Source organism: Pseudomonas sp. P4_C8, from assembly GCF_056401975.1.
The window spans coordinates 15,118-34,677 of sequence record NZ_JBFUIH010000069.1 but is presented as its reverse complement, the minus strand read 5'-3'; the positions used below and the strand labels follow the sequence as shown (position 1 = coordinate 34,677).

Sequence of the window (19,560 nt, the reverse complement as noted above, 5' to 3'; positions counted from 1 at the left end):
GGGGTGGCAGTTAGTCTTGTGTTGCCGAACACATCGCCATCGCGAGCAGGCTCGCTCCCACAAGTGATCTACGTCACACCGAACATCCCTGCTCGCGAAGCTTTTAGCCGCGCCGCGCGTGGTAAAGGCTCACATGCCGAAACTCTTCAGGTTCGGCCAGATCCGGCAGAGTCATGGCCTCCAGCATTTCGATGCGCTGATACAGCGAATGACGAAAATCCCTGACACGCGAATCGGCCACCAGCGCCTCTTTGCCACGGGTTAAAAATTCATCGAGCAATGGCAGGTTCGCCCGGTCGTAGAGCACATCGGCGACCAGGATCAGATCAAACCGGTCCGCCTCGGCGAAAAAGTCGGTCGAGTAGTTGAGATGGACATCATTGAGTTGCGCGTTTGCCCGGCACGCGGCAATCGCCAGCGGGTCGAGGTCACAGGCCACCACTTCAAGCGCGCCGGCCTTCACTGCAGCGATGCCCGCCACCCCGGAACCGGCACCGAAATCCAGCACCCGTTTGCCTTTGACCCACTCGGGGAATTCGGCGAGGTAGCGCGCCACTGCCAGGCCACTGGCCCAGCAGAAACTCCAGTACGGCGGCTCATGCAGAATCCGCCGGGTTTCTTCCGGGCTGAATGCGCGGTCCATGTTGTCGCCGTCGATCAGCCAGAGTTTCAGGTCGGTCTCGGGTAATGCGACAGGTACAAGCTGCGCATCACCGAGCAGTTCACCCAAGGCCTGTTGCAGGTCGAGCGGTGCAATCATGGCGCTTTGACAAATTGCAGCTGACCCAAAGCCTGCGTGGTTGGCTGCGAGATGACCCGCGACGGCAGATGCAGAATCAACTGGCCGGACTGGCTGGCACGACCGCGCAGTTCAACGCGGGCACCGGAAGGGAACGATTCCGGATTAAAACGCAGGTGAAATGGCAGCACTTGATTGGTGCCGATCAAACTGGAGCTGGCGAGCAATTGTTGCGGGCGATCCTTTTCGTCGATCACCAGCAGCGCCAGTTCGACTTCGGCGCCGGCAGGCACGCCTTGCAAGGTGCCGCTCAATTCACGTTGATACGCCGGCAGCGGTCCGAGGTTGGCCGATTCTTGCGCTTTTTTCTGCGCAGCCTGTGGGGCCGGCCCTGGCGTCGGCGGCTGGGACTTGGGTGCATCGCTGCCGCAGGCCACCAGCAGGCTGAATAGACTGAGCAAAACGAGCGGTCTTAGGGACATTTACGGCTCCAGCAAGGTGAAATCCATGGATCAAACACTATAGCCGTCTGTATACCGCAAACCCTATGGCTTGTCTTGCCACGGGGATGCGCTACCATGGCCCTCCCTTTTTTTGTTGCCTGCCACCATGCACTGTCCCTTCTGCGGTGCCAACGACACCAAGGTCATCGACTCGCGTCTGGTCGCCGAGGGCGAACAGGTGCGCCGCCGGCGTGAATGCCTGGCCTGCGGCGAGCGTTTCACGACGTTCGAGACTGCCGAACTGGTGTTGCCGCGCCTGATCAAAACCGACGGCAGCCGTCAGCCGTTCGACGAAGAAAAACTGCGCGCCGGTATGCAGCGTGCCTTGGAGAAGCGCCCGGTGAGTGTCGAGCGCCTTGAATCGTCGCTGGTGCACATCAAACACAAACTGCGCGCCACCGGCGAGCGCGAGGTCAAATCCCTCGTGGTCGGTGAGCTGGTGATGGCCGAGCTGCAAAAGCTCGACGAAGTCGCCTACATTCGCTTCGCTTCGGTGTATCGCCGCTTCCAGGACCTCAACGAGTTCCGCGAAGAGATCGATCGCCTGGCCCGTGAGCCGGTGAAAGAATGAATACGCCCGCAGAACTTGCCATCCTCGATGCCCATTACATGGCCCGCGCGCTGGAACTGGCGCGAAAAGGCCATTACACGACGCACCCCAACCCTCGGGTGGGCTGTGTGATCGTGCATGACGGGCAGATTGTCGGCGAAGGCTGGCACGTGCGCGCCGGCGAACCACATGCCGAAGTCCACGCCCTGCAAGCCGCCGGCGACAAGGCCCGTGGCGCCACCGCCTACGTGACGCTGGAGCCGTGCAGTCACCACGGCCGCACGCCGCCCTGCGCCGATGCCCTGGTGAATGCCGGTGTCGCCCGTGTGGTCGCGGCCATGCAGGATCCGAACCCGGAAGTCGCCGGTCGCGGTCTGCAACGCCTGGCCCAAGCCGGGATTACCACCGAAAGTGGCGTGCTGGAAGGTGAAGCGCGAAAGCTCAATCAAGGCTTCCTCAAGCGCATGGAACACGGCTTGCCGTTCGTGCGGGTCAAGTTGGCCATGAGCCTGGACGGTCGCACCGCGATGGAAAGCGGCGAAAGCCAATGGATCACAGGCACAGCGGCGCGTTCGGCGGTGCAACGCCTGCGTGCCCAGGCCAGCGTGGTGCTGACCGGCGCCGACACGGTGCTGGCGGACAACGCCCGGCTGACCGTGCGCGCTGACGAATTGGGCCTGGATCCGGAGCAAACCGCTCTGGCCATGAGCCGTCCACCGCTGCGCGTGCTGATCGACGGCCGCCTGCGGGTGCCGTTGAATGCGCCTTTCTTCAAGGCCGGCCCGGCGTTGGTCGCCACCTGCGTGGCGGTAGAGGAGCAATATGCCAATGGCCCGGAATGCCTGATCGTGCCCGGTGTTGACGGTCAGGTCGATCTGCGCCAGTTGCTGGTCGCGCTCGCCGCCCGTGACGTCAACGAGGTGCTGGTCGAAGCCGGCCCGCGTCTGGCCGGCGCTTTCGCGCAGCAAGGCCTGGTGGATGAATTCCAGATTTTCATCGCCGGCAAGTTCCTCGGCTCCTCGGCGCGGCCACTGCTCGACTGGCCGCTCGTGCAAATGAAGGATGCGCCCGAGCTTAAAATCACCGAAATTCGCGCGGTTGGCGATGACTGGCGGGTCACTGCCATTCCTTCGCCAGCCGCCAGCGTATAATTCCTGGCCGCTGCCTAGACGGCTTTGTTCTCGAGGAGGACTCCATGTTTACCGGCATCATCGAATCCATCGGCAGTATTCGTGCATTGACCCCAAAAGGCGGAGATGTGCGGGTCCACGTAGAAACCGGCAAGCTCGACCTGAGCGACGTCAAACTGGGCGACAGCATCGCGGTCAACGGCGTGTGCCTGACCGCAGTTGAACTGCCGGGCAACGGCTTTGCTGCCGACGTCAGCCGCGAAACCCTCGACTGCACCGCCATGAACGACCTCAAAAGCGGCAGTCCGGTGAACCTGGAAAAAGCCCTGACCCCGACCACTCGCCTCGGCGGGCATCTGGTCAGCGGTCACGTCGATGGCGTGGGCGAAGTGGTTGCCCGTACAGAAAACGCGCGTGCCGTGGAATTCCGCATCCGCGCCCCGAAAGAACTGGCCAAGTACATCGCCCATAAAGGCTCGATCACCGTCGACGGCACCAGCCTGACCGTGAACGCGGTCGATGGCGCCGAGTTCCTGCTGACGATCATTCCGCACACTCTGAGCGAAACCATCATGGCGTCGTACCAGCCAGGTCGCCGGGTGAACCTGGAAGTCGACTTGCTGGCGCGTTATCTGGAGCGTCTGTTGCTGGGCGACAAGGCCGCAGAGCCGACTGCCGGCAGCACCATTACCGAAAGCTTTCTGGCCGCCAACGGCTACCTCAAATCCTGACTCAAGGGGGTGCCTTGTGGCGCTCAATAGCATCGAAGAACTGGTTGAAGACATCCGCCAAGGCAAGATGGTCATCCTCATGGATGACGAAGACCGCGAGAACGAAGGCGACCTGATCATGGCCGCCGAGTGCTGCAAGCCCGAGCACATCAACTTCATGGCCAAGCACGCCCGTGGCCTGATTTGCATGCCGATGAGCCGCGAGCGCTGCGAACTGCTGAAGCTCCCATTGATGGCGCCGCGTAACGGTTCCGGCTTCGGCACCAAGTTCACCGTGTCCATCGAGGCGGCCGAAGGCGTGACCACCGGCATCTCCGCTGCCGACCGTGCGCGCACCGTGCAAGCGGCCGCCGCGAAAGACGCCAAGGCTGAAGACATCGTCAGCCCGGGCCACATCTTCCCGCTGATGGCCCAGGCCGGCGGCACGCTGGCCCGCGCTGGCCACACTGAAGCCGCCTGCGACCTGGCGCGCATGGCCGGTTTCGAGCCAAGCGGCGTGATCTGCGAAGTGATGAACGACGACGGCACCATGTCCCGTCGCGCCGAATTGGAAACCTTCGCCGCTGAGCACAACATCAAAATCGGCACCATCGCCGACCTGATCCACTACCGGATGATCCACGAACGTACCGTTCAGCGGATTGCCGAGCAGCCACTGGACAGCGAACTGGGCCAATTCAACCTGGTGACCTATCGTGATTCCGTGGAAGGCGACGTGCACATGGCCCTGACCCTGGGCACTGTCTGCGCCGAAGAACCGACCCTGGTTCGTGTACATAACATGGACCCGTTGCGCGACCTGTTGATGGTCAAGCAGCCGGGCCGCTGGAGCCTGCGCGCCGCCATGGCCGCGGTCGCCGAGGCCGGCAGCGGTGTGGTGCTGTTGCTCGGTCACCCGCTCGATGGCGACGTGTTGCTGGCGCACATTCGCGAAACCGCCGACCAGGCGGCCGTGAAAAAACCGACCACCTACAGCATCGTCGGTGCCGGTTCGCAGATCCTTCGGGACCTGGGCGTACGCAAAATGCGCCTGATGAGTGCGCCAATGAAATTTAATGCGATATCCGGTTTCGATCTGGAAGTTGTAGAATACGTGCCCTCCGAATAATGACCGGTTGTTTCCAGTCCTTGATTCGCGGCTAAAAAATCACTGAGGGGCGCGTAGAAAGCGCGTCCCGGCTCTTTAAGAGATCTAACGAATGACCCTGAAGACCATCGAAGGTACCTTCATCGCCCCTAAAGGCCGCTACGCTTTGGTAGTGGGCCGTTTCAACAGCTTCGTCGTTGAAAGTCTGGTCAGCGGTGCTGTGGATGCCCTGGTTCGCCACGGCGTAAGCGAAAGCGACATCACCATCATCCGCGCTCCTGGCGCCTTCGAAATTCCGCTGGTTGCGCAGAAAGTCGCTCAGAAGGGCGAATACGCGGCAATCATCGCTCTGGGCGCGGTCATTCGTGGCGGTACTCCGCACTTCGAATACGTGGCGGGCGAATGCACCAAGGGCCTGGCCCAGGTGTCCATGGAGTTCGGCGTTCCAGTCGCTTTCGGCGTGCTGACCGTTGATTCCATCGAGCAAGCCATCGAACGTTCCGGCACCAAGGCCGGTAACAAAGGTGCTGAAGCTGCCCTGTCCGCTCTGGAAATGGTCAGCCTGCTGGCGCAGTTGGAGGCCAAGTGATTAGCGACGAAAGCGATCGTTTCAACCCGCGCGATCCAAAGCCTGCGGATGCCGGCAAGCCATCGAAAAGCGTCAAGCGTCGCGAAGCTCGTCAGCTCGCGACTCAGGCGCTGTACCAGTGGCACATGGCCAAGCAGTCTTTGAACGAGATCGAAGCGCAGTTCCGGGTCGATAACGATTTCAGCGATGTTGATGCCGCGTACTTCCACGACATCCTGCATGGCGTTCCGGCGCACCGCACCGAGATCGATACGGCCCTGGCCCCATGCCTGGACATTACGATCGAAGAGCTGGATCCGGTCGAACTGGCCGTTCTGCGCCTGTCGACCTGGGAATTGATCAAGCGCGTCGACGTCCCTTACCGCGTTGTGATCAACGAAGGTATCGAGCTGGCGAAAGTCTTCGGTTCCACCGACGGCCACAAGTTCGTCAACGGTGTACTCGACAAGCTGGCCCCGCGTCTGCGTGAAGCTGAAGTGAAGGCGTTCAAGCGCTGATTCGCGCTTGAGTATGCGATGGGCGAGTTTGAGCTGATCCGCAACTTCTTCGCCGCCGCGCCCTGTGCGCAAGGCGGCGAAGGCGTTGCCCTCGGGATTGGTGATGACTGCGCCTTGCTGGCTGTTCCTCCCGGGGAGCAGTTGGCCATTTCCACCGATACGCTGGTTGCCGGTGTGCATTTCGCAGACCCCTGTGACCCGTTTCTGCTCGGTCAGCGCTCGCTGGCTGTGGCGGTCAGCGATCTGGCTGCCATGGGCGCCACCCCCATTGCCTTTACCCTTGCCCTGACCTTGCCGACGGTGACCGCCGATTGGTTAGAGGCCTATGCCCGTGGTTTGAGCCTCATGGCGCAACGCTGCGGTGTAGCGTTGGTAGGCGGCGATACCACCCGGGGGCCGCTGAGCCTGACCATGACCGTGTTCGGTCGTGTGCCGGCCGGCAAGGCGCTGACCCGTAGTGGCGCGCAAACCGGCGACTTGCTTTGCGTTGGCGGTGAACTGGGCAACGCGGCGGGGGCTTTGCCACTGGTGTTGGGTCAGCGTACCGCTGACGCGGCCATCGCCGATCCGTTGCTGGCGCATTACTGGTCACCGCAGCCGCAATTGGCGTTGGGCCAGGCATTGCGCGGCAAGGCGACCTCGGCGCTGGACATCTCCGACGGCCTGCTCGCCGACTGCGGGCACATAGCGCTGGCGTCGAAGGTCGGTATTCAGGTTGAGCGGAGTAAGCTGCCCGTGTCGGCGGCGTTAGTGGCGTTCCTCGGTCAATCCGGTGCCGAAACGGCTGCCCTGAGTGGCGGCGATGATTATGTGCTGGCCTTCACATTACCGTTCGTCGAGTTGTCTTCATTGCTGGCGGACGGCTGGCCGATACATGTGGTCGGGCGTGTCGTGACGGGGCAGGGCGTGGCGCTGCTGGATGCCGATGGGCAAGACATCACCCCGCAAACCCGGGGCTATCAACATTTTCGGGAGACACCGTGACAGATCATCCCAAACAGGTCCCGGCGGAATTCGTACCGCCATCGGTCTGGCGCAACCCCTGGCATTTCCTGGCGTTCGGCTTCGGCTCGGGCACCCTGCCCAAAGCACCGGGCACCTGGGGTTCGTTAGTGGCGCTACCCTTTATCCCGTTGTGGCAAATGCTGCCCGACTGGGGTTACTGGCTGACGCTCGGTATCACCATGTTGTTCGGCTTCTGGCTGTGCGGCAAAGTGGCCGATGATTTGCGCGTGCACGACCACGAGGGCATTGTCTGGGACGAAATGGTCGGAATGTGGATCACCCTGTGGCTGGTGCCGGAAGGTTGGTACTGGTTGCTGGCGGGATTCCTGATGTTCCGCTTCTTCGACATTCTCAAGCCCTGGCCGATTCACTGGATCGACCGGCATGTGCATGGCGGCGTCGGGATTATGCTCGACGACGTGTTGGCTGGTGTATTTGCGTGGTTGGCAATGCAAGGGCTGGTATGGATTTTCGCCTGACGGGCGAAGCAAGGGGACTAGGATGGCTCGGTGCGGGTTGGCGGTTTTTTTCGCAATGTTTTGCTCACTCGCCCAGGCGGCGGATGCCGCGCCGACGCCGTCAGTGATTCATCTGGCCAGCGAAGAATGGGAAGACTACACCGCCGCTGACGGGCATGGCCTGGGCTGGGACGTGCTGCGGGCTATCTTCGAGCCGGCCGGGGTCAAGCTGGACTTGCGCACCGAACCCTACACCCGCGCCGTGGGCCTGGCCCAACGCGGTGAAGTGGATGCCTGTGTCGGTTCTTACCGTGACGAGGCCAGCGATGTGCTTTATCCACGCTGGAATTACGATACCGATCACATCTACGCGTTGGGCCTGGCCAGTAATCCGGCGCCGAGCCCGGAGACCCTCGGCAACTATCGACTGGCCTGGGTCCGCGGTTACGAGTACCAGAAGTACCTGCCCAACGTGCAGCGCCATAACGAAGTCGTGCGGCGTACCGGCATTTTGTCGATGCTGTCCCACAACCGTGCCGACTTTTACATCGATGCGCTGCCCGAGATCGATTACATCGTCAAGCGGGCCAAGGATCCTTCCCAGTACCGCCGCACGCATATCGCTGAATTGCCGCTGTATCTGTGCTTTGCTAATACGCCCGATGCCCGGACGTTGATGGCGTTGTTCGACCAGCGCATGGATCTGTTAGTGAAAAGCGGCGCACTGAAACCGATCTTCGTGCGCTGGAAACAGCCCTATCCGTTCGATTCGAACTGAACATGAACCCTGTGGCACATGATTAACCCTGTGGGAGCGAGCCTGCTCGCGAAGACGGTATGTCAGTCGACATGACATCAATGGCGCAAGACAGTCCGTCATCGCGAGCAGATTCGCTCCCAAAGGGTGCAGTAGTGGCCTGATATCTAACTTTTTGATCGTTATGCCCCATAATTCAGCCTAAGCGTCTGCAGGAATCGGCTGTTACAATGCCGCGTCTGCGAATCTCCAGCACTATTGATCAGGAGCACACCGGTGCCTGTCGTTTTTGTCGCCGCTTCCAAGCTGCCAACGCCTTTTGCGCAATTCACCATGCATGGCTTTCTCGATGAAGCCACCGGCCGCGAGCACGTGGTGCTGAGCCTGGGTGAGTTTGCCGACGGTGCCCCGGTACTCGGCCGGTTGCACTCCGAATGTCTGACGGGTGATGCCTTGTTCAGCCAGCGCTGTGACTGCGGCTCTCAACTTGAAGCCGCCTTGCAAGCCATCGCCCGTGAAGGCCGTGGCGTGTTGTTGTACTTGCGTCAGGAAGGCCGTGGTATTGGCCTGCTGAACAAGATCCGCGCCTATGAGTTGCAGGATGGCGGTGCTGACACCGTTGAGGCCAACGAGCGCCTGGGCTTCGCTGCCGACCAGCGTGATTACGCCATATGTCTGCCGATGCTTGAGCACTTGGGCGTGAAATCCCTGCGTCTGATGACCAACAACCCGCGCAAGGTCAAAGCCTTGACCGACATGGGCATCTTGGTCGCCGAGCGCGTGCCGCTGCACACCGGCCACAACCCGCACAACAAACTCTACCTGGCGACCAAGGCCAGCAAGCTCGACCACATGATGGGCAACGAGCATCAGGGCGAGGCGGATCGAGCGTGACCCGCGGTCAGGTTAGGCGGCGGCTGTCGTTCAATTGGTGGCAATACCTGGCGCTGGCCTTGTTGCCGCTGTTGGTGATCAATGGCGTATTTGGCCAGGGCGAGGCGATTCTGCCGGTGCTGGCGATGCCGTTGTTCATCGCTGGGGTGGCCTCGATGTTTGTCAGCCTGAAGTTTTTCGGTGGCTACAAGCACGCCCTGATCGCTACGCAAAAAGCCCTCGACACGCCTGAGGAACCCGCCGCCTGGATCGCCCTGGCCGCTAAGCGGCGTACCGCGTTTCTGGCGGCTGCAGTGCCTGCCTGGATTGGTGCGCTGGCGGTGTTCGTCGGCCTCGAAGCCGTGCCGTTGATGCTGCTGGCGCTGTCGACCATGGTGCTGTTTTACCTCTACCGTATTCCGCGTCAACTCGGCTGATGCTTCGAGCCTGGCTGGCGGTTCTGCTGCTGGCCGTCAGCGGCTCGGCGGTTGCCGTCGGGCGGGTCGTCAGTCTGGCGCCGTCCCTCTCTGAAATCGTCGTCGAACTGGGTTCAGCCGACCTGCTGGTCGGTGTGCTGGATGCCGGTGAGCGCCCATCCGGGCTTGAACACCTTCCTTCGGTTGGCCGCTACGGTCAATTGGATATGGAGCGTTTGCTCAGTCTTCAGCCCGACTTACTGCTGCTCTGGCCGGGCAGCGTTGGCCCAGCCCAGCGTGAGCAGCTCAAGCGGTTGAACATCCCCACGTACGTCGCCGAACCTCACACGCTCAACCAACTCGCTGCGCAAATGGAGGCGATCGCTACGCAACTCGGTCGGCCCGAACGGGGCGTAACGTTGGCGGTCGATCTACGCCAAAAACTGGATACCCTGCGTCAGCGTTATCGACGGGATGAGCCGTTGCGGGTGTTTTATCAAGTCTGGGATCGGCCGTTGTACACCGTGGGTGGCGGGCAGATCATCAGTGATGCGCTAGAGGTGTGCGGCGCGCGCAACGTGTTTGCCGACCTGACGTTGCCCGCGCCGCAGGTCAGTGTCGAGGCGGTGTTGCAGCGTAATCCCGAGGTGATTCTGGCCAGTGATCAGGCCCAACTCGACGCATGGAAGACGTGGCCGCAGGTGGCGGCGGTGGGCCACGCTCCCACATTTGGAATGCATTCCACTGTGGGAGCGTGGCTTGCCCGCGATGACGTCCGCCTAGACACAGCTGACTTCAGGTCAGATCTCGGGTGTCCAGGTCACCCCAAACAACCACGCCCGACCTTCCTCTCGATACCCAAACTGACTGCCTTCATGGCTGTACATCGCCCGGCTATAGCTTTTATCCAGCAGGTTATCGAGCTTCAGCTCAAGCGTGATTTCACGATTGAGTTCCCAGCTGCTGCGCAACCCCAACAAGCCGTAGCCACTCAGTGGCTGTTGATTGTTCAAGTCGTCATAGCTGCTGCTGACTGCTTGCCAACTGGCGCCGAGGCCCAGGCGATCAAATTGTCGATCCAGATCCAGGCTCAACGTCCGCCGTGCACGACGGGCGAGGGTGTGGCCGGTATCGCGGTCGCGCGGGTCGATGATCGATATACCAAGGTTGCTCTGCCAGCCGAACAATTCCTGTTTCAATGCCGCTTCGAAGCCATTGATCCGCGCCGAGGCCACGTTCTCTGGCTGAGAGTTACTGCCGAAAATAATCGCGTCTTCAAGATCGATGCGATAAAGCGAAGTTTCCAGGCGACTGGTTTCTGTTAACTGGCTACGCCATTGCAGCTCATAGTTTTTCGACGTTTCAGGTTTCAGGTCCGGGTTGCTGAAATCCGGGTAGTACAAGTCATTGAACGTCGGCGCGCGAAAGCCTTCGCTGTACGTCAGCAGCACAACGTTATCCGGGTTAAGCGGCAGGGTGAAGGTGCCGCTCCAGCTGTTCTGGCCGCCAAACTGTTGGTTCTGGTCACGGCGCAGGCCCAGTTCGGTGGAAAAACTGTCTACCTGGTAGTGATGCTGAACAAAGGCGGCGCGGTTCCAGCGGCTGTCTTCGTCGAAGGGCGTGCTGCTGTTGATCCGGTCTTCGTACCAGTCGCCGCCCAGGATCAGGCTGTTGCGCTCGGTGAGCGTCAGGTCGTTTTGCCAGTTCACCGAGTCGCGGTAGGTATTGAAGACGCTGCGTTCATCGCTGAGCTTGTCGAGGGTCTTCTCGCGGTTTTCGCTGTGGCCGAATTCGACGCGGGTCTTCCAGGCATCGTTAACCCGTGCGTCGACATAACTGCTGACGCTGCTCACTTCGAACTCGCTGAAAGGCTGCTGCTGGACTGACTCGAAAGTGTCCGGGTCAAAGCGGCCAAACGGGTTGTCGAACTCGCTTTTGCCTCGGTTATCCAGAATATTGGTACCGATTTCCAGGTCATCGGTAAGCGTATGACTCACGCTGAAACTAACCGATTGATTGCGGTACTCATCGTGATCGCTGTCGCTGGGAAAAGACTCGTGTGTGCGATTGATCCCGGCAGTTTCATTGAGGCTGGCGCCGAGATTGAAGCGGGTGTTCTCATCGCCACCTGACAGCCCAAGGCTGCGTTCCCAGGTCTGGTTGTTGCCAAATCCTACGTGCATCCGCGGTTGCAGGCCTTGTTCACCTCCGCGCCGGGTGAAGATTTGAATCACCCCGCCGATGGCGTCACTGCCATATATCACCGAACGGGAGCCGCGCAGCACTTCCACGCGCTCGACCTGCTCGATGTTGATGTGTTGCAGGTTGCTGTCGCCCGAGGTCGAATTGCCGATGCGCTGACCATCCACCAGCACCAGGCTTTGCGCCGACTGGGTGCCGCGAATATAAACCCCCGGCAGACTGCCGAGCCCGCCGGTTTGTGCCACTTGCACGCCCGGCACCCGTTTGAGCAAATCGGTGATGCTGTCCGGTTGCAGACGGTCGATGTCTTCGCGGGTGAACACTGTATTGGCGGCACTGCTGTCGTTGCGCGCTTCGACCTGACGATTGGCGGTGATCAACACGTCGGGCAGTTTCAAGGCTTGATCGCGTTCGAAGGTGTCGGCCAGCAGTTGACCGGCTGGCAGCAGGGTCAGCGTCAGGGCGAGGCGAGAGAAATTCATGGTCAATTCTTGTGTATCAAGGACGGCGCGGTCCTTGTAGGAGCTGGCTTGCCAGCGAAGCTTTTGGCGCCCATGAGGGCGCCTTCGCCGGCAAGCCGGCTCCTACAGGGGATGGGATTTAGATGTTGAGCAGTTGCAGGCGCTCACGCACCGCCGCTTCGATCCCGGCCTCATCCAGCCCACACTCGGCCAGCATCTGCGCAGGCTTGGCGTGTTCGACGTAGAGGTCCGGCAAGCCCAGGTGCAGGACCGACTTGAGGATATTTTCGCGGGCGAGGAATTCGCTGATCGCGCCGCCGGCACCGCCCATGATTGCGTTTTCTTCGACGGTCACCAACAGCTCGTGGCTGCCGGCGATTTCGCGAACCAACGCTTCATCCAGCGGTTTGACGAAACGCATGTCGACCACCGTCGCATCCAGCGTTTCGGCGACTTTCAGCGCCTCGGCCAGTTGCACGCCGAACACCAGCAAGGCGACTTTGCTGCCCTGACGACGAACAATGCCTTTGCCGATTTCAATCGGTTGCAGGTCTTTCTCAATGGTCGCATTAGGCCCCGAGCCGCGTGGGTAACGCACCGCCGCGGGGCCGTTGTAGAGGTGACCGGTAGTGAGCATTTTGCGCAGTTCGTTTTCGTCGCTCGGGGTCATCACCAGCATGCCGGGGATGCAGCGCAAGAACGACAGGTCGAAGCTACCCGCGTGGGTCGGGCCATCTTCACCCACCAGACCCGCGCGGTCGATGGCGAACAGCACGTCGAGGTTTTGCACCGCCACATCATGCACAAGCTGGTCATAGCCACGTTGCAGGAACGTCGAATAAATCGCCACCACCGGTTTAGCGCCTTCACACGCCATGCCGGCGGCGAGGGTCACCGCGTGTTGCTCGGCAATCGCCACGTCGAAGTAGCGCAATGGGAAACGCTCGCTGAACGCCACCAGATCGGAGCCTTCTTTCATCGCCGGGGTGATGCCCACCAAGCGCGGATCAGCAGCGGCCATGTCGCACAGCCATTCACCGAACACGCCGGAATACTTCGGCCCGCCGGCTTTCTTCGGCGCAGCGGCCGGTGCGTCCAGCGGTTCGAGTTTGGTGATGGCGTGGTAACCGATCGGGTCGACTTCGGCCGGGGCGAAGCCTTTGCCTTTCTTGGTGACGACGTGCAGGAACTGCGGGCCTTTGAGATCGCGCATGTTGCGCAAGGTGGCGATCAGGGTAGGCAGGTCGTGGCCGTCGATAGGGCCGATGTAGTTCCAGCCCAGCTCTTCGAACAGCGTGCCGGGAACCAGCATGCCTTTTGCGTATTCTTCGGTACGACGAGCGATTTCCCAGGCGCCGGGCAGGCGCGACAGGACCTTTTTGCTGCCCTCGCGCATGCTTGCGTAAGTGCGACTGGAAAGGATTTTCGCCAGGTAATTCGACAATCCGCCGACATTGCGCGAGATCGACATGTCGTTGTCGTTGAGGATCACCAGCATGTTGGCGTCCACTTCCGGCGCGTGGTTCAACGCCTCGAAGGCCATACCGGCGGTCAGCGCGCCATCGCCGATCACGGCAATGGCCTTGCGATCACTGTTCTGCAGGCGGGCGGCAATGGCCATGCCCAGCGCTGCGCTGATCGAGGTGCTGGAGTGGCCGACGCCAAAGGTGTCGTACTCACTCTCGGAACGGCGCGGGAAGGCTGCGACGCCGTCCTTCTGGCGCAGAGTGCCCATGCGCTCGCGACGGCCAGTGAGGATTTTGTGCGGATAAGCCTGATGACCCACGTCCCACACCAGCCGGTCGTCCGGGGTGTCGAAGACGTAATGCAACGCGATGGTCAGTTCGATGACGCCCAGGCCTGCACCGAAATGCCCGCCGGTCTGACCGACCGTGTAGAGCAATTCCAGGCGCAACTCATCGGCCAGGGTTTCCAGCTCGGCTTCGCCTAACCGGCGCAGGCCGTCCGGCGTGTTGGCACGGTCGAGCAGGGGCGTGGTCGGGCGCTTGCGGGGAATCTCATGAAACGTCGTGGGCATCAGGCGAATCGTTATAGGTATAAAAGATGCGGCAGTTTACCTGATGCATCGCCCCCTGCCCACGCGTTGGTCTTAACTTGGCCGATACGCTGTCAGCTACGCCGGTCGACGATGTAGCGGGCCAGATCGCGCAAGGGTTCGGCGGCCGCGTCAAACGGTCGCAGCGCGTGCAGGGCCTGATCACGCAGTTCCAGGGCGTAAGCCTTGGCCGCGTCGAGGCCGAGCAGCGCCGGGTAGGTCGGTTTGTCGCGAGCGATGTCGGCGCCCTGGCGTTTGCCGAGGGTTTCGGTATCGCTTTCAACGTCGAGAATGTCGTCCTGCACCTGAAACGCCAGGCCGATGGCCTGAGCATAGGTCTGCAATGCTTTCAGTTCGTCCTTCTCGGCGCGGCCGCTGGCCAGGGCGCCGAGTTTGACGCTGACTTCAATCAGCGCGCCGGTCTTGTGCCGGTGCATGTACTCAAGGGCTTTTTGATCGAGCTTCAGACCGACCGAACCGAGGTCGATGGCTTGACCGCCGACCATGCCCGCCGGGCCTGCCGCGACGGCCAGGGCGCTGACCATCTGCAGGCGGATCTCGGCGTCCGCCCCGTTCAGGCGCGGGTCGAGCAGGGCGCTGAACGCCAGGCTCTGCAAGCCGTCACCGGCAAGAATTGCGCAGGCTTCATCGAATTTCTTGTGAGTCGTCGGCTGGCCGCGGCGCAGGTCGTCATCATCCATGGCCGGCAAGTCGTCGTGCACCAGGGAGTACGCGTGAATCAGCTCCACCGCGCAGGCCGCGCCGTTGGCTTGCTCAGCCTTGCCGCCCAACGCTTCGCAGGCCGCATAAGCCAGCAATGGACGTACGCGCTTGCCGCCATTCATCACGCTGTAGCGCATGGCTTCATAGAGGCGGGCAAGTTCAGAGCTGGGGGCGTTGAACAGGGTTTCCAGTGCCGCGTTGACGCGGGCCTGGCTGGTCGCCGAATACGCTGCAATCATTCTGGCTGATCCGCGTCGAAGGGTTCCTCGGCCAACTCGCCATCACGTTCGAGCAGCACTTGAACCTTCTGCTCGGCCTGGGCCAGCGCCGCCTGGCAATCGCGAGTCAGACCGATGCCTTGCTCGAAAGCCGTCAGCGAGTCTTCCAGCGACAGTTCGCCGTTCTCCAGACGCTCTACCAGCGTTTGCAGGTCAGCGAGCGATTGTTCGAAATCCAGTGCAGCTTTTTTGCGGGCCATGGCGGCTATTTCCGGTTGACGTTAAACCGGCGCGACACTAGCAGACATGGGGGTTATGGGCAAATGAGCAGGACCCCGTTAACTCTCTGACACGACGAAGAGGCTAACTGATCAAACGAAGCAAAATATGGCGGAAGGGGGCTTCTCTCAGAAAATCTTGCGCAATCAATGGTTGTTCCTTCAGGAGACTGACAAAGGCGTTTATCCATTTTTCACGTTCACGAACGAGCGCAGCGCTTTGAAGCCCAAGCATGTCTCTCGTTTGGCGAACCACATGCTTTTCCCTTCTGTTAAGAGTAGGCATAGGTTCCAGCGAGCCATCCGATGACAGCGAGAACCGCTCGTTACAGCCGGGTGCAGGTTCAATTGGGAGGACCCGGTCTCCTTTTCGCTGTCCACACCCATCTGATCGGATACACCCGTGCGCATAGTTGGTGTAAGTGAACGTCAAGTGAGGGTGTCCATCGTTGCCGCGCTTAGGTTTGATATGGTCAATTTGTCCTGAATCGGGCTCGAGTGGCGTTTCACAATAAACGCAAAGCCCGCCTTGATCGTAATGGAGGCTCGCCTTCACGATTTTTTTCACTAAGTGAAAGGCATTTCCATCGAAGTCCCCTGGCCCCGCATGTGGATAGGCCGCGTTGAAATCCACAAGCGCCTGCGGTGTTACAGGGTTATGAGCCAACTCAATCATTACGCGCCTTCCTAACTTGCGCTGCAAGGAACGTCCAGAGAGTCATATCAGCTTCGGAAATTTCATAACCTGCGTCGTCCAACTCCTTTTTCAACTGTTTCGCTTGTGGACTGGTGCCTGCGCCATCCCGGAACAATTGCTCATATTCGTGAGCTGTTTCAACTATGTCCATAGGAGGGCGGGTACTCACATTCATGACCCCAGCCAGTGCGTCTCCCGATTCCTGTGCTAAAGGGCTCATTGTCGGTTGTTCAGAAATCCAGCCTTGCTCATCCTTGTGAATCACGCGGATCTGTTCGCGGTTCACGGTAGTCAGTACCTGTGGACTATGTGTGCTGACGATGAACTGGATCTTTGGGAACGCTTTGCGTAAGGCTGCGAGCACTTGTTGTTGCCAAGCGGGGTGAAGGTGCAGGTCGACTTCATCTATCAGAACAATGCCTTCAGTCAGCAGCGGGGCTTTATCCTGAAATTGACCGTTCAATCGCGCACAACGAAATGCCATGTCGGCGGTCAGCGAGATCATTGCGCGAACGCCATCACTGAGCAGACTGATAGGCAACAGCCCGTGATCAGGGTGAGACATCGCGAGATCTTCATAGCCAAGGCTGTAATGGAAGTTGCTCCACCCCTCATTCTCCAGAACCAGATTTACGGCGTTTTGAATTCCGGCGATTCTGGGCTTCAGGTCTGACTGTTCATAACCCGGTAGCTCTTGTTGTTGGAGCAGTGCCATTGTCGCCTTACGCATCCACTGCTGCATTTGCACAAAGTTGGATGCAGAGGATAGGCAGTCTTCGTAACCCATGGTTCTGCTGGCACTCACCACCGCTTTTCGTGAACTGTTGTTATGGGTGATCCAGAGCCGTCCTGCAGGGTAGTAGCTAATTAGCGGCAAGGCAGTCGCTACTTCGGAACGCAGTAGCTCTTGTAGATTCTTACCCCAGTTGGCCAGAGGAGTCGCTTCTTTGGTTGTCGTACGGCTTTTGGGGCCATGCAGGGCTCTCTGCCACTGGATGCTTGGAGTATCAAGAGCCGCATCAATGACGACCGGAAACCTTTGTTCATTTTCAAAACTGTTGCCCAAGCGAACATAACGAGCGTCAGTACGTTCGATGTGCTTGGACTTTCCCATATCGAATGCGCCTACAAAGGGGCCGAGAGCGGTGGCAATGGCTTCCAGAATGGTAGTTTTGCCTTGCCCGTTACGTGCGGCAATTACCGTCAGTTCAGGATGGAAGTCGATTTCAATGTCTTCAAATCGACGGAAATCCTTGAGTTTCAGTTTGCGCAGCTTCACAGGCTTACCTCTGGTTCTACCGTCCTTGCCGACGGTTTTTCTGGCCGTAGTTGACCATGAGATGACATTGAGCTCCAGTTAAAATCTTTGTTTGAAACTGGAGGGTTGCTGATCATGGAAATGGATCTGAATCATCAATTTGATAACGCGTACTGCGCCCGCCACCGGGCAAGCGTTTCAGGCAACCCTTCTCCAGCAACTCAGCCAGATGACGCGTCGCAGTGGCCTTGGATACCTTTGCAACCGCTTGATACTGTGTCGCGTTGATGTTGTCTTCTCCATCGAGCAGGCCATTCAGTACCTTGATCTGTTCGGCCGATAGCGATGACATCCTGTGCGCCTGCCAGAAACGTGCCTTACCCAGCAGGCTTTCGATCCAGGCCATGGCTTGTTGTAAGCTGCGCAGCAGGGTTTGCAGAAACCACTCCAGCCATTCGGTGATATCCAGCGTAGCCTTCTGACTGGTTTCCAGCACTTGGTAATAGCCTGAACGATCCTCAAGGATGCTCGCCGACATGGCATAGAAACGGATCGCCTGCGCTTCACCTTGAGCAAATGCCAGATCGGTGATCGTGCGCGTCAGGCGACCGTTGCCGTCGTCAAAAGGGTGCAGCGTGACGAACCAGAAGTGCGCGATGCCGGCCCGCAACAATGGATCGAGCCCGCCCTGTCTCTGGCTGTTTTCAAACCACGCAAGAAAAGTATCGAGCTGTTGTTCAAGGCCAAGGCGGGGTGGTGCCTCGAAGTGGATGGTCGGTTTGTCGAGTCGTCCGGAAACCACCTGCATCGGCTCATCGCCGCGCAATTCGCCGATACGAATCGACCGGGCGGCAACATTCATGCCCTGATCCGGAAACAGCCATTCATGCCATGCCAGTAACCGCTCCAATGTCAGCGGTTGCGCAAAGTGCTGAGTCGCGTCGAGCATTAACTGCGCTAGCCCTTCACTGCGTTGGCTGACTTTATCGCCATCGACCACCTCCAGACCCAGGCGTCGCGCCAGTGATGAGCGGACCGAGCCAACATTCAGCTGCTCACCCTCGATAGCTGAAGACGTCACTATGTTCTGCAATAACGCATCCAGTTCGTTCTGCACGTTGAGTGAGCCACCCACAGAACTGGCCATGCCCATCAACCGACCTTGCGCCTGCACGCACTCACGCAATAGCGGCGTCAGGCGTTCGGATTGCCAAGTGAAATTCGGCCAATCAGGCTGTTGCCAAATCCAGTGAGGTGCCATGGCCACGGTAACTCCAGAGTGAATGAGCTGAATAATAGTCTTATTCGGCTCATTTTGTGAGCCGAATAACCTCGCTATTCGGCTCACGCACTCAAATGTTCGTGACTTCCCCCGCAAATCAAGATGGATCCGATTGTTAAAAACCAGCCAAATCGCTACCCTCGCGCCTTCCAGGACCCATCAGTCACCGGGTCTTTCTGACGAAACGCAGTATTTGGATCTGTAACGCGCCGAGGATCGGGCGCAAGGTTTCGTTATGCATGGCAGGAGGCATCACATGCGTTCATTTCTTTTGCTGGTGATGGGGCTGGTCTGCGCGACCGCTGCCTGGGCAGAACCGACGGCTGAGCTGTCGGAACCGGTCGGCGGCTGGCGCTTTAGCGGTCTGCTCGACCGTAGCGAAAACCCGCAAGTTGCCTATCCCACGCCGCCCATCGACCGAGGCGTGCAGCGCAATCGCACGATGATCGAGGGCCAACTCAAGGCCATCGGCACTCAACGCGGGCCGCACACGCTGGCGGTCAACGGTAATCCACTGAATCTGTACACCGACGACCAAGGGCGTTTCGCCCGGCCGTATGCCTTTGGCGCGGGCTCCAACAGCGTCGAAGTGCGCAGTGCCGAAGGCCAGTCGCTCAAGCGCGTTCAATTCTATGAAGCCAACAACCTGCGCACGCCGGCACGGATTCGTGTGGTGCTGGGGTGGGACGATCCGAAAGCCGAGCTCGACCTGCACATCATTACCCCTGACGGCCAGCATGCGTTTTGGGCTCACTCGGCGCTGACCAATGGCGGCGGCCTCGACCCCGACGGCGTCGATGGCCCCGGTCCGGAAATGTTCACCATGACCGCGCCGTTGCATGGCACCTATCTGGTTTATGTGAACTATTGGGGCAACTTCGGCAGCGGCGGCTATAACTTCGAGGAGGCCAGCAACCAGAACGAGGTCATCACCTCGCAGATCAACCTGGTGCTCAACGAAAACACCGTCGACGAAAAACGCGAGACCTTCATCGTGCCCCTGCGGGCCATCGGTGACCTGCTGCTGGTCAAGACTTTCAACTATTAAGC

General features: G+C 59.8%; 21 protein-coding genes and 1 pseudogene. 13 read left to right on the top strand and 9 right to left on the bottom strand.

All coding sequences use genetic code 11. The features are described 5' to 3' along the window. Nucleotides 1-103 precede the first annotated feature (103 nt). Nucleotides 104-760 carry a class I SAM-dependent methyltransferase gene (locus tag AC1DWM_RS28330; RefSeq protein WP_223521894.1) on the bottom strand — a complete coding sequence of 219 codons (657 nt, stop codon included), beginning with the start codon at nucleotides 758-760 and terminating at the stop codon, nucleotides 104-106. Then, complete coding sequence (locus AC1DWM_RS28325; RefSeq protein WP_223521896.1) at nucleotides 757-1,221, bottom strand: YbaY family lipoprotein; 465 nt, start codon at nucleotides 1,219-1,221, stop codon at nucleotides 757-759. The genes AC1DWM_RS28330 and AC1DWM_RS28325 overlap by 4 nt, the downstream gene beginning before the upstream one ends. Before the next feature lie 127 nt (nucleotides 1,222-1,348). Here AC1DWM_RS28325 and nrdR point away from each other — a divergent pair, with 127 nt between their 5' ends. The 12 genes and pseudogenes from nrdR to AC1DWM_RS28265 form a co-directional block, all read left to right on the top strand. Then, on the top strand, nucleotides 1,349-1,813 hold the full coding sequence (gene nrdR / locus AC1DWM_RS28320) for a transcriptional regulator NrdR (protein ID WP_003228656.1): 465 nt from the start codon (nucleotides 1,349-1,351) through the stop codon (nucleotides 1,811-1,813). Further along, the gene (gene ribD, locus AC1DWM_RS28315; protein ID WP_477796707.1) at nucleotides 1,810-2,943 is read left to right on the top strand and encodes a bifunctional diaminohydroxyphosphoribosylaminopyrimidine deaminase/5-amino-6-(5-phosphoribosylamino)uracil reductase RibD; all 1,134 of its coding nucleotides are present in this window, start codon (nucleotides 1,810-1,812) and stop codon (nucleotides 2,941-2,943) included. Before nrdR ends, ribD begins: the two co-directional genes overlap by 4 nt. Before the next feature lie 44 nt (nucleotides 2,944-2,987). Continuing rightward, on the top strand, nucleotides 2,988-3,653 hold the full coding sequence (locus AC1DWM_RS28310) for a riboflavin synthase (protein WP_008059524.1): 666 nt from the start codon (nucleotides 2,988-2,990) through the stop codon (nucleotides 3,651-3,653). Nucleotides 3,654-3,669: 16 nt separating this feature from the next. Continuing rightward, on the top strand, nucleotides 3,670-4,761 hold the full coding sequence (gene ribBA / locus AC1DWM_RS28305) for a bifunctional 3,4-dihydroxy-2-butanone-4-phosphate synthase/GTP cyclohydrolase II (protein WP_223521900.1): 1,092 nt from the start codon (nucleotides 3,670-3,672) through the stop codon (nucleotides 4,759-4,761). Nucleotides 4,762-4,852: 91 nt separating this feature from the next. Continuing rightward, nucleotides 4,853-5,329 (top strand): 6,7-dimethyl-8-ribityllumazine synthase, encoded by a 477-nt coding sequence (gene ribH, locus AC1DWM_RS28300; protein ID WP_003185938.1) that lies wholly within the window; start codon nucleotides 4,853-4,855, stop codon nucleotides 5,327-5,329. Continuing rightward, a complete protein-coding gene (nusB, locus tag AC1DWM_RS28295; RefSeq protein ID WP_007944234.1) occupies nucleotides 5,326-5,826 on the top strand; it encodes a transcription antitermination factor NusB in 501 nt (166 codons plus the stop codon). Before ribH ends, nusB begins: the two co-directional genes overlap by 4 nt. Nucleotides 5,827-5,844: 18 nt before the next feature. After that, nucleotides 5,845-6,810 carry a thiamine-phosphate kinase gene (gene thiL / locus AC1DWM_RS28290; protein ID WP_477796706.1) on the top strand — a complete coding sequence of 322 codons (966 nt, stop codon included), beginning with the start codon at nucleotides 5,845-5,847 and terminating at the stop codon, nucleotides 6,808-6,810. After that, entirely contained in the window at nucleotides 6,807-7,310 is a 504-nt protein-coding gene (locus AC1DWM_RS28285; protein ID WP_477796705.1) for a phosphatidylglycerophosphatase A family protein, read from the top strand. The genes thiL and AC1DWM_RS28285 overlap by 4 nt, the downstream gene beginning before the upstream one ends. A gap of 22 nt (nucleotides 7,311-7,332) precedes the next feature. Next, nucleotides 7,333-8,067, top strand: a complete 735-nt coding sequence (locus AC1DWM_RS28280) for a substrate-binding periplasmic protein (RefSeq protein ID WP_477796704.1) — start codon at nucleotides 7,333-7,335, stop codon at nucleotides 8,065-8,067. Nucleotides 8,068-8,322: 255 nt separating this feature from the next. Next, on the top strand, nucleotides 8,323-8,940 hold the full coding sequence (gene ribA, locus AC1DWM_RS28275) for a GTP cyclohydrolase II (RefSeq protein ID WP_223521905.1): 618 nt from the start codon (nucleotides 8,323-8,325) through the stop codon (nucleotides 8,938-8,940). Continuing rightward, complete coding sequence (locus AC1DWM_RS28270) at nucleotides 8,937-9,356, top strand: MFS transporter (RefSeq protein ID WP_477796703.1); 420 nt, start codon at nucleotides 8,937-8,939, stop codon at nucleotides 9,354-9,356. The genes ribA and AC1DWM_RS28270 overlap by 4 nt, the downstream gene beginning before the upstream one ends. Continuing rightward, a pseudogene (locus tag AC1DWM_RS28265) lies at nucleotides 9,356-10,048 on the top strand (helical backbone metal receptor); the annotation flags it as partial. The gene AC1DWM_RS28270 and the pseudogene AC1DWM_RS28265, both read left to right, overlap by 1 nt. 87 nt (nucleotides 10,049-10,135) lie before the next feature. On the opposite strand, the gene AC1DWM_RS28260 reads toward AC1DWM_RS28265, so the two are convergent. The 7 genes from AC1DWM_RS28260 to AC1DWM_RS28230 form a co-directional block, all read right to left on the bottom strand. After that, nucleotides 10,136-12,019 (bottom strand): TonB-dependent receptor domain-containing protein, encoded by a 1,884-nt coding sequence (locus AC1DWM_RS28260; protein ID WP_223521908.1) that lies wholly within the window; start codon nucleotides 12,017-12,019, stop codon nucleotides 10,136-10,138. A gap of 118 nt (nucleotides 12,020-12,137) precedes the next feature. Next, nucleotides 12,138-14,036 (bottom strand): 1-deoxy-D-xylulose-5-phosphate synthase, encoded by a 1,899-nt coding sequence (gene dxs, locus AC1DWM_RS28255; protein WP_223521909.1) that lies wholly within the window; start codon nucleotides 14,034-14,036, stop codon nucleotides 12,138-12,140. Nucleotides 14,037-14,128: 92 nt separating this feature from the next. Next, nucleotides 14,129-15,016, bottom strand: a complete 888-nt coding sequence (gene ispA / locus AC1DWM_RS28250; protein WP_223521910.1) for a (2E,6E)-farnesyl diphosphate synthase — start codon at nucleotides 15,014-15,016, stop codon at nucleotides 14,129-14,131. After that, nucleotides 15,013-15,255, bottom strand: a complete 243-nt coding sequence (locus AC1DWM_RS28245) for an exodeoxyribonuclease VII small subunit (RefSeq protein ID WP_007894317.1) — start codon at nucleotides 15,253-15,255, stop codon at nucleotides 15,013-15,015. The genes ispA and AC1DWM_RS28245 overlap by 4 nt, the downstream gene beginning before the upstream one ends. A gap of 103 nt (nucleotides 15,256-15,358) precedes the next feature. Then, complete coding sequence (locus tag AC1DWM_RS28240) at nucleotides 15,359-15,949, bottom strand: retron system putative HNH endonuclease (protein WP_477796702.1); 591 nt, start codon at nucleotides 15,947-15,949, stop codon at nucleotides 15,359-15,361. Beyond that, nucleotides 15,942-17,249: an AAA family ATPase gene (locus AC1DWM_RS28235; protein WP_477796701.1), complete on the bottom strand. Its 1,308-nt coding sequence runs from the start codon at nucleotides 17,247-17,249 to the stop codon at nucleotides 15,942-15,944. Before AC1DWM_RS28235 ends, AC1DWM_RS28240 begins: the two co-directional genes overlap by 8 nt. Before the next feature lie 112 nt (nucleotides 17,250-17,361). Continuing rightward, nucleotides 17,362-18,489, bottom strand: coding sequence for a Fic family protein (locus AC1DWM_RS28230; protein WP_477796700.1), 1,128 nt, complete (start codon nucleotides 18,487-18,489; stop codon nucleotides 17,362-17,364). Nucleotides 18,490-18,766: 277 nt separating this feature from the next. On the opposite strand from AC1DWM_RS28230, the gene AC1DWM_RS28225 reads away from it, so the two are divergent. Further along, nucleotides 18,767-19,558, top strand: a complete 792-nt coding sequence (locus tag AC1DWM_RS28225) for a YfaP family protein (RefSeq protein ID WP_477796699.1) — start codon at nucleotides 18,767-18,769, stop codon at nucleotides 19,556-19,558. Nucleotides 19,559-19,560: the final 2 nt, after the last annotated feature.

Bases quoted from the DNA above. Each gene is read 5' to 3' on its own strand.
- AC1DWM_RS28330 (WP_223521894.1), bottom strand. From the start codon at position 760: ATGATTGCACCGCTCGACCTGCAACAGGCCTTGGGTGAACTGCTCGGT.
- AC1DWM_RS28325 (WP_223521896.1), bottom strand. From the start codon at position 1,221: ATGTCCCTAAGACCGCTCGTTTTGCTCAGTCTATTCAGCCTGCTGGTG.
- nrdR (WP_003228656.1), top strand. From the start codon at position 1,349: ATGCACTGTCCCTTCTGCGGTGCCAACGACACCAAGGTCATCGACTCG.
- ribD (WP_477796707.1), top strand. From the start codon at position 1,810: ATGAATACGCCCGCAGAACTTGCCATCCTCGATGCCCATTACATGGCC.
- AC1DWM_RS28310 (WP_008059524.1), top strand. From the start codon at position 2,988: ATGTTTACCGGCATCATCGAATCCATCGGCAGTATTCGTGCATTGACC.
- ribH (WP_003185938.1), top strand. From the start codon at position 4,853: ATGACCCTGAAGACCATCGAAGGTACCTTCATCGCCCCTAAAGGCCGC.
- thiL (WP_477796706.1), top strand. From the start codon at position 5,845: ATGGGCGAGTTTGAGCTGATCCGCAACTTCTTCGCCGCCGCGCCCTGT.
- AC1DWM_RS28280 (WP_477796704.1), top strand. From the start codon at position 7,333: ATGGCTCGGTGCGGGTTGGCGGTTTTTTTCGCAATGTTTTGCTCACTC.
- AC1DWM_RS28260 (WP_223521908.1), bottom strand. From the start codon at position 12,019: ATGAATTTCTCTCGCCTCGCCCTGACGCTGACCCTGCTGCCAGCCGGT.
- dxs (WP_223521909.1), bottom strand. From the start codon at position 14,036: ATGCCCACGACGTTTCATGAGATTCCCCGCAAGCGCCCGACCACGCCC.
- ispA (WP_223521910.1), bottom strand. From the start codon at position 15,016: ATGATTGCAGCGTATTCGGCGACCAGCCAGGCCCGCGTCAACGCGGCA.
- AC1DWM_RS28245 (WP_007894317.1), bottom strand. From the start codon at position 15,255: ATGGCCCGCAAAAAAGCTGCACTGGATTTCGAACAATCGCTCGCTGAC.
- AC1DWM_RS28240 (WP_477796702.1), bottom strand. From the start codon at position 15,949: ATGATTGAGTTGGCTCATAACCCTGTAACACCGCAGGCGCTTGTGGAT.
- AC1DWM_RS28230 (WP_477796700.1), bottom strand. From the start codon at position 18,489: ATGGCACCTCACTGGATTTGGCAACAGCCTGATTGGCCGAATTTCACT.
- AC1DWM_RS28225 (WP_477796699.1), top strand. From the start codon at position 18,767: ATGCGTTCATTTCTTTTGCTGGTGATGGGGCTGGTCTGCGCGACCGCT.